The sequence below is a fragment of the Pararhodobacter zhoushanensis genome, from assembly GCF_003990445.1.
GTDB classification, from domain to species: Bacteria; Pseudomonadota; Alphaproteobacteria; order Rhodobacterales; family Rhodobacteraceae; genus Pararhodobacter; species Pararhodobacter zhoushanensis.
In genome coordinates this window covers 931,756-938,800 of the sequence record NZ_REEZ01000001.1, presented here as the reverse complement: position 1 = coordinate 938,800, position 7,045 = coordinate 931,756, and the positions used below count along the sequence as shown (strand labels likewise).

Sequence of the window (7,045 nt, the reverse complement as noted above, 5' to 3'; positions counted from 1 at the left end):
CAGGTCAGGCCGGGGATTTCCTCATGGCCCTGAAACAGGCGCGGGAAGCGGCCGAATTCGCTGTCCCAGTCTTCCTGTCCGCGCTCGACGACCATGGCGCGGGCGGTGTCGGACATGATGATTTCGGGCGCGCCATAGGCTGAGGCGCCGAGCACGCGGACGGCGTGGTAGTGGGTCAGCACGAGGTGGCTGATCGGCTTGTCGGTGACCGAGCGGATGCATTCCACCACCTTGCGCGCCAGACGCGGGGTGGCCTGCGCTTCGATCACCATCACCGACTCGTCGCCGATGATGACACCACTGTTGGGATCGCCCTCGGCGGTGAAGGCATAGAGGCCCTCACCCACTTGCGTGAAGGAAATCGCTTTTTCCGCCATGTCGCCGGCAGAGGCAAAGGCTTTGGACATAGGTCAAGTCTCCGGTCTTGAAGGGGTCAGCGCAACGCGATGGGAAGCCAGAGCGCGATGGCAGGGTAGAAGATCACCAGCAACAGCGCGGTGATCTGGATGATTACGAAAGGAATAACGCCACGGTAGATCGTCGAGATCGGCAGATCGGGCGCGACGCCGCGCAGGTAGAACAGCGCATAGCCGAAGGGCGGCGTCAAAAAGCTGGTTTGCAGGTTCACGGCCAGCGCAATGGCGAACCAGATCATCACCTGATCACCCGGCAGCCCGAAATCAAGCTGTGCGACGATCGGGGCGACGATGGGCACCACGACGGCGGTGATTTCCACCCAGTCGAGGAAAAAGCCCAGAATGAACACCAGAAGCATGATCATGAAGAGAACGGCGTGGGGGCTGGTCTCGTGGATGTTGAACAGATCGAGGATCATCGCATCCCCGCCCAGCCGCCGGAATACCACCGAAAAGATCGACGCGCCGATCATCACGAAGACGATCATGGCGGTGGTCTTGGTGGTCTCGTACAGCGCGCCGCCCAGCGTCGGCAGCTTCAAATTGCCAGACAGCAGCGCAAGGATCAGCGCGCCCGCCGCGCCGATGGCAGCGGATTCGGTGGGGGTGGCGACACCGGCGATGATCGTGCCCAGAACGGACAGGATCAGCACAAGAGGGGCCACCAGATCGCGCGTCAGTGCCCAGACCGTCTGGCCAAGGCTGGTCTTTTCGATCCGCTCGGGCGCAGGCACCCGGTGCGGGGCAAAGATCGCCACGCCGCCGATATAGAGGAAATACAGCCCCGACAGCACCAGACCCGGCACGATGGCGGCCATGAACAGATCACCGACCGACACGCGCAGCTGGTCGCCCAGAATGATCAGCATGATCGACGGCGGCAGCAGGATACCCAGCGTGCCGGACGAGGCGATCAACCCGCTGGCCAGCTTCATGTCGTATTTCGCCTCGCGCATGGCGGGCAGGGACATCATCCCCATCATAACCACCGACGCGCCGATGATGCCGGTCGAGGCAGCCATGATCACGCCGATGATCATCACCGAAAACGCATAGCCACCCGGCGTCGAACGAAACAGCGAGGCGAGCGAGCGCATCAGGCGCTCGGCGATGCCCGAGCGTTCCAGCATCAGGCCCATGAACACAAAGAGCGGGATCGCCACCAGCAGCCAGTTCGTCAGCGTGCCCGAATAGATCCGCTGCACGCCCATCGACAGAAACAGGATCGGAATGCCGTTCAGGAACGAAAAGATGATGCCGATGCCTGCCAGCACAAAGGCCACCGGATAGCCGGTGAAAATCCCGGCGATCAGGCCGATGAGCATGAAGGCGGGCCAGATATGTTCCATTAGCGGATATCCTCGGTCAGGTCGCCCTTGGCCAGCTGGATCGCTGTGCCGATGGCGCGGGTCAGCCCCAGCAGGGCGAGCATGCCAAACGACAGCGGCACCACGGCCTTGATCAGCCAGCGGCTGTTGAGTCCGCCCTGGGTCGAAGCCTCGGCGGTACGCCAGGCGACACCGGCAAAGTTCCAGCCATACCAGGCAATGATCACGCAGAAGGGCAGAAGGAAAAACAGATCGCCCAGCATGCGCACCCACAGCCGTTGGCGAGGCGACATCATCAGCGACAGGAAATCGACCGATACGTGACGGTCATCGCGCAGGGCCCAGACCCCGCCAAACAGCACCAGCAGCGCAAAAATGTACCATTGCACGTCAAACAAGCTGTTCACGGTCAGCCCGCGACCCAGCACCGGGATCGGATCATCCCATGCAATCAGCGAGTTCTGGCCCATCTTGGCCAATACCACAGACAGCAGGATCGTCACGATAAGCGGCAGCGTCAGCCAGCTGACCCAGCGCGCGGGCCAGCACAGAACGGCCATCACATGTTTGAAGAATACCGGCATTGCGTCGCCCCCTTTTGACGCCCACGGGCGGCACCTTGGCCGCCCGTGGGTCAGTGTCTTGCGATCAATACACGCTGATCAGCGCGCGGGAAGAGCCTGCAGCGTGCTCCATTCGCCGACGCTGTCCATGTAGGAGCGCAGCGAGGCCAGCGCCTCGGCGAAGATCGGGTCTTGCGCAGCTTGCTCGTCGAGCACTTCGTCCGATGCTTCGCGCAGGGCAACCAGCACTTCATCGGGGAAGCGGCGCACATCGGTGCCGGCTTCGCGGATCGTCGCGATGGCGGCAGCCTGGCTGTTGACCTGATCGCCAAGGTTGTAGGCGATGTTGGCCTGGCAGGCCTCGGTCATGATGTCCTGGGTGCGCTCATCAAGGCCGTTCCAGACGTCCATGTTGATGATGATGCTGTCCCAGCTCGACGGTTGGTGCCAGCCCGGGAAGTAGTAGTACTGCGTCACGCGCTGAAAGCCGAAGCCCACGTCAAGCTGCGGAGCCGAGAACTCAGCCGCGTCGATGCGCCCGGTTTCCAGCGACAGGAAGATCTCGCCAGCCGGAACCAGCTGGGTGTTGGCCCCCAGACGCGCCATGGCCATGCCGCCCAGACCGGCGATGCGCATGTTCAGGCCTTGCAGGTCGGCGGGGGTGTTGATCTCGCGGTTGAACCAGCCGCCCGCTTCAGCGCCGACCAGATGGCAGGGCAGAACCTTGACGTTGAACGGGTCATAGGCGCGCTGGATGATCTCCAGACCGCCGCCCTGGAACATCCAGCCCAGTGCGATATCCGGGGTCGGGCCGAAGGGCATCGAGCCGATCAGGTTGGCGACCGGGATCTGTTGCGCCCAGTAGCCGATCCAGTCGAAGCCCATTTGCAGAGCGCCCGAGCTGACCGCGCCGAACACCTCGAACGGCGGCACGAAATCGCCCGCGCCATGCACGTTGATGGTCACGGCACCGTCGGTCATCTCATTGACGCGCGCGGCCCACAGTTGCGGGCTGGGGCCGATCGACGGCACGTTCAGGCCGAAGACGCTTTGTAGATCAAAGGTTTGCGCGTTGGCAACACCCGATGCCGCGGCAAGCGCGGCTGCTGCCAGAACTGGCAGTTTGGTAAATTTTGACATGTCTGTCCTCCCACAGATTGCGGCCCGCGTGTCGGGCCCTTCCCTCCGGCGTCGCGACGGGTTGCGTCCGGCACTGTCTGGACGTTAGGTATAAACAAATCGGTTTGCAACAAACAAATTTTATGCGAGACGCAGAGAAGAGGGCTCCACTCGATCTTGGGTCGTGTCGGGCCACGTTGGATGCAACGGGAGGATGAGTATGCAAGGAATTCAGGGCACCGTCGCGGTGGTGACAGGGGCCGCGCAGGGCAATGGACGCGCGATTGCGCTGGGTCTGGCCGCTGCGGGCGCGAAGGTTGCGTGCTGCGATGTGCAGGGCGACGCGGTGCGCGAACTGGCCGCCCGAATCATCGCCGAGGGTGGTCAGGCCATCGGCCTGACGCTGGACGTCACCGACCCCGCCTCCTGCGCGGCGGCGGCGCAGGCGGTTGCAGACGGCCTTGGGAACGCGGCGATTCTGGTCAATAACGCGGGCATCATCCGCCGCACCTTGCCCGACGCCGACACCTTCGCCGCCGACTGGGACGCGGTGATCGCGGTCAATGCCACCGGCACGATGCAGATGATCCGCGCCTTTCTGACCCAGTTGCGCGCCACCAACGGGCGTATCGTCAACCTTGGCTCGATCATGTCGGTGACGGCGGGGCCGGGGCTGGCGGCCTATGCCGCGTCCAAGGGCGCGGTGCTGCAACTGACCAAGGTGCTCGCGCATGACCTTGCCCCCGATGGCATCCGCGTCAACGCGATCGCGCCCGGCGTGATCGAAACCCCCATGACCGAAGTGACCCGCGCCGATCCCGACGCGATTGGCCGCTTCATGGCCCATACCCCGTTGCGCCGTCCGGGCCGCCCCGAGGAGCTGGTCGGACCGGTCCTGTTCCTGGCCTCGGACGCTTCGAGCTACATGACGGGCGCGCTGCTGCCCGTCGATGGCGGCTATCTGGCCGCGTGATCAAGGATAAGACGATGAAACGACAAGAGGTTGATGTTCTGGTAATCGGCTCGGGCGCGGGCGGTCTGTCGACGGCGGTGGCCGCGGCGCACCGGCGGCTGGACGTGCTGGTGGTCGAGAAAGAGCCGGTCTTCGGCGGCACCACGGCGCGTTCGGGCGGCTGGATGTGGATCCCCGGCAACGGGCCTGAACTGCGCGCCGGGATTGAGGACAACGCCGAAAAGGCGCGGATCTACCTGCAACACGAGGCGGGCGAGCATTTCGACGCCGAGCGCGTCGATGCGTTTCTGGAGGCTGGTCCCAAGGCGGTGACCTTCTTCGAGGAAAACACCTCGCTGCAGTTCGACCTTGGACCCTTCTTTGCCGACTATCACCCCGATGCCCCCGGCGGCATGGACGGCGGGCGTTCCATCGTCGCGCGTCCCTTTGACGGGCGCGAACTGGGCGACGAGATCAAACGCCTGCGCCCGCCGCTGCAAGAGATCACCTTTCTGGGCATGATGATCGGCTCGGGCAAAGAGCTGCTGCACTTTTTCAACGTGATGCGCTCGCCGGTCTCGGCGTTCTATGTCGCCAAACTGTTCTTCAAGTTCCTGCGCGATATGGCTTTTCACGGCCGACCCATGCGCCTGATGAATGGCAACGCCCTGGCCGGGCGCTTGGCTAAATCTGCCTTTGACAAGAATATCCCGATCTGGACCCATGCCCCCGTCCGCGCCCTGCTGCGCGATGACGCGGGCAATGTGATCGGCGCGCGGGTCGAGCGGCGCGATGGCCCGGTCGAGATCATCGCACGCAAGGGCGTGGTGCTGGCCGCCGGTGGGTTCCCGCAAGACATGCTACGCCGCAAAGAGCTGATGCCGCACGCACCGACGGGCTATGAGCACGTCTCGCCTGCGCCTCCGGGCAACACCGGGGACGGGCTGCGTCTGGGCGAATCGGTGGGCGCGGTGGTCGATACCACGTTGCCGCATGCCGCCGCCTGGGTGCCGATCTCGCGCCCGGTCAAGGCAGACGGCACGCTGGGCACCTTCCCGCATTTCGTCGACCGCTCGAAACCCGGTGTCATTGCCGTGACCCGCTCAGGCCGTCGGTTTGTGAACGAGTCGAACTCGTACCACGACTTCTGTCAGGCGATGGTCAAGCGCTGCGCCGAGGAAGGCCCCGAGGGGGCCGAGCCCGCCGCGTGGTTCATCACCGATCATCGCGCGTTCCGCAAATACGGGCTGGGCTATGCCAAACCCGCGCCGGTGCCGTACAAGGCCTTGATCAAGAACGGCTACCTGCTGCGCGGGCAAACGCTGGCCGAGCTGGCGGCGCAGATCGGTGCCGATCCGGCGCAACTGGAGCAGACGGTCACCGAGTTCAACGGCCCCGCCGCACGCGGCGAAGATCCGGCCTTTGGCAAGGGTACGACCAGCTACAACCGGTCGCTGGGCGATCCCGAGCACGGCCCGAACCCGTGTCTTGCGCCGATCAAGGACGGCCCGTTCTACGCCGTGCGCCTGTATGTCGGCGATCTGGGCACCTTTGCGGGGCTCAAAACCAACGGCAACGCGCAGGTTCTGGACGATGAGGGCAAGCCGATGCGCGGGCTCTATTCGGTCGGCAACGACGCGGCCTCGATCATGGGCGGCAACTATCCCGGCGGCGGCATCACGCTGGGACCGGCCATCACCTTTGGCTATATCGCCGCGCGGCATATGTCGTCGGCGAATGACTGAACCGGCGCGCCATGGCGTCCTGTTCGGGCTGCTCGCGGCGCTCAGCTGGGGTGTCTATAACGTCGGCGCCGAGATCGGACAGGCCAGCGGGTTCCGGCCCGTTGACCTGACCCTTCTGCGCTATGGCGGGGCGGCGGTGCTGATGCTGCCGCTGCTCATTCTGGCCCGCCACCGCCTCCCGCCATTCCGGCAGGTGGCGGTTTTGACGCTGCTGGTCGGGCCGGTTTTTGCGCTGTGTTTCAATCAGGGCTTTCAGTACGCGCCGCTGTCGCATGCGGTGGTGATCGGGCCGGGCATGTCGATGCTGGTGGCCAATCTGCTGGTCCGCTGGCGCGACGGGGTGCGGCTCAGCTGGAACCGGCGCATCGGGATGGGCATCCTGATCTGCGGGCTGCTGACCATCGCCGCCGATGCGCCGCCGCCCCGGCAGGCGGGCGGCTCGGTCCTGCTGGGCGATCTGTTCTTCGTCACCTCGGGCTCGCTCTGGGGGTGCTACGTCTATGTCATGGGCCGCTGGCGCTTGCCGCCGGTTGAGACCACGGCGGCAATCGCCGCGCTGGCGACGGTGGTGTTCTTCCCGCTCTACCTGCTGATCTGGGGTTTTCCCCGCATGGCACCGGGCCTGTGGGCCGAGCAGGTCTTCTATCAGGGCGCGGTCGGTGGCTGTCTGGCTTTCGTCATCTTCGCCGCCACGGTGCAGCGCTTGGGGGCAGGGCGCGCGGCGCTGTTTTCCGCGCTGGTGCCCTCGACCGCCGTGCTGCTGGCGATCCCGCTGACCGGGAACTGGCCCAACGCGCTGCAATGGACGGGCGTTGGCGTCACCACGCTGGGGCTGATCGTGTCGCTGGATCTGCGCCGCTCTGGCGCTGCGCGATTGCCCGAGGCGGGCCAAGGCGCTAGCAGAGGGTAAGTGTTTGGAGGG

7 protein-coding genes are annotated in these 7,045 nt (G+C 64.9%); 3 read left to right on the top strand and 4 right to left on the bottom strand.

Translation table 11 applies throughout. From position 1 onward, the window contains the following. From EAE28_RS04610 to EAE28_RS04595, 4 genes are all read right to left on the bottom strand, one after another. A partial coding sequence (locus EAE28_RS04610; protein ID WP_484237548.1) for an MBL fold metallo-hydrolase occupies positions 1-407 on the bottom strand: 407 nt, incomplete at its 3' end. Between the two features lie 26 nt (positions 408-433). After that, a complete protein-coding gene (locus EAE28_RS04605; RefSeq protein WP_127104625.1) occupies positions 434-1,765 on the bottom strand; it encodes a TRAP transporter large permease in 1,332 nt (443 codons plus the stop codon). Beyond that, positions 1,765-2,328, bottom strand: a complete 564-nt coding sequence (locus tag EAE28_RS04600) for a TRAP transporter small permease subunit (protein WP_127104624.1) — start codon at positions 2,326-2,328, stop codon at positions 1,765-1,767. The genes EAE28_RS04605 and EAE28_RS04600 overlap by 1 nt, the downstream gene beginning before the upstream one ends. 78 nt (positions 2,329-2,406) lie before the next feature. Continuing rightward, complete coding sequence (locus EAE28_RS04595) at positions 2,407-3,447, bottom strand: TRAP transporter substrate-binding protein (protein ID WP_127104623.1); 1,041 nt, start codon at positions 3,445-3,447, stop codon at positions 2,407-2,409. Positions 3,448-3,646: 199 nt separating this feature from the next. Here EAE28_RS04595 and EAE28_RS04590 point away from each other — a divergent pair, with 199 nt between their 5' ends. Genes EAE28_RS04590 through EAE28_RS04580 form a run of 3 tightly spaced genes read left to right on the top strand, consistent with a single transcriptional unit; the run spans position 3,647 to position 7,033 of the window. After that, entirely contained in the window at positions 3,647-4,399 is a 753-nt protein-coding gene (locus EAE28_RS04590) for an SDR family NAD(P)-dependent oxidoreductase (protein ID WP_127104622.1), read from the top strand. Positions 4,400-4,413: 14 nt separating this feature from the next. After that, a complete protein-coding gene (locus EAE28_RS04585; protein ID WP_127104621.1) occupies positions 4,414-6,123 on the top strand; it encodes an FAD-dependent oxidoreductase in 1,710 nt (569 codons plus the stop codon). Next, entirely contained in the window at positions 6,116-7,033 is a 918-nt protein-coding gene (locus EAE28_RS04580) for a DMT family transporter (protein ID WP_127104620.1), read from the top strand. The genes EAE28_RS04585 and EAE28_RS04580 overlap by 8 nt, the downstream gene beginning before the upstream one ends. Positions 7,034-7,045: the final 12 nt, after the last annotated feature.

What these genes read in the sequence shown, in the direction of transcription:
- EAE28_RS04605 (WP_127104625.1), bottom strand. Translation starts at nt 1,765, where the DNA reads ATGGAACATATCTGGCCCGCCTTCATGCTCATCGGCCTGATCGCCGGG.
- EAE28_RS04600 (WP_127104624.1), bottom strand. Translation starts at nt 2,328, where the DNA reads ATGCCGGTATTCTTCAAACATGTGATGGCCGTTCTGTGCTGGCCCGCG.
- EAE28_RS04595 (WP_127104623.1), bottom strand. Translation starts at nt 3,447, where the DNA reads ATGTCAAAATTTACCAAACTGCCAGTTCTGGCAGCAGCCGCGCTTGCC.
- EAE28_RS04590 (WP_127104622.1), top strand. Translation starts at nt 3,647, where the DNA reads ATGCAAGGAATTCAGGGCACCGTCGCGGTGGTGACAGGGGCCGCGCAG.
- EAE28_RS04585 (WP_127104621.1), top strand. Translation starts at nt 4,414, where the DNA reads ATGAAACGACAAGAGGTTGATGTTCTGGTAATCGGCTCGGGCGCGGGC.
- EAE28_RS04580 (WP_127104620.1), top strand. Translation starts at nt 6,116, where the DNA reads ATGACTGAACCGGCGCGCCATGGCGTCCTGTTCGGGCTGCTCGCGGCG.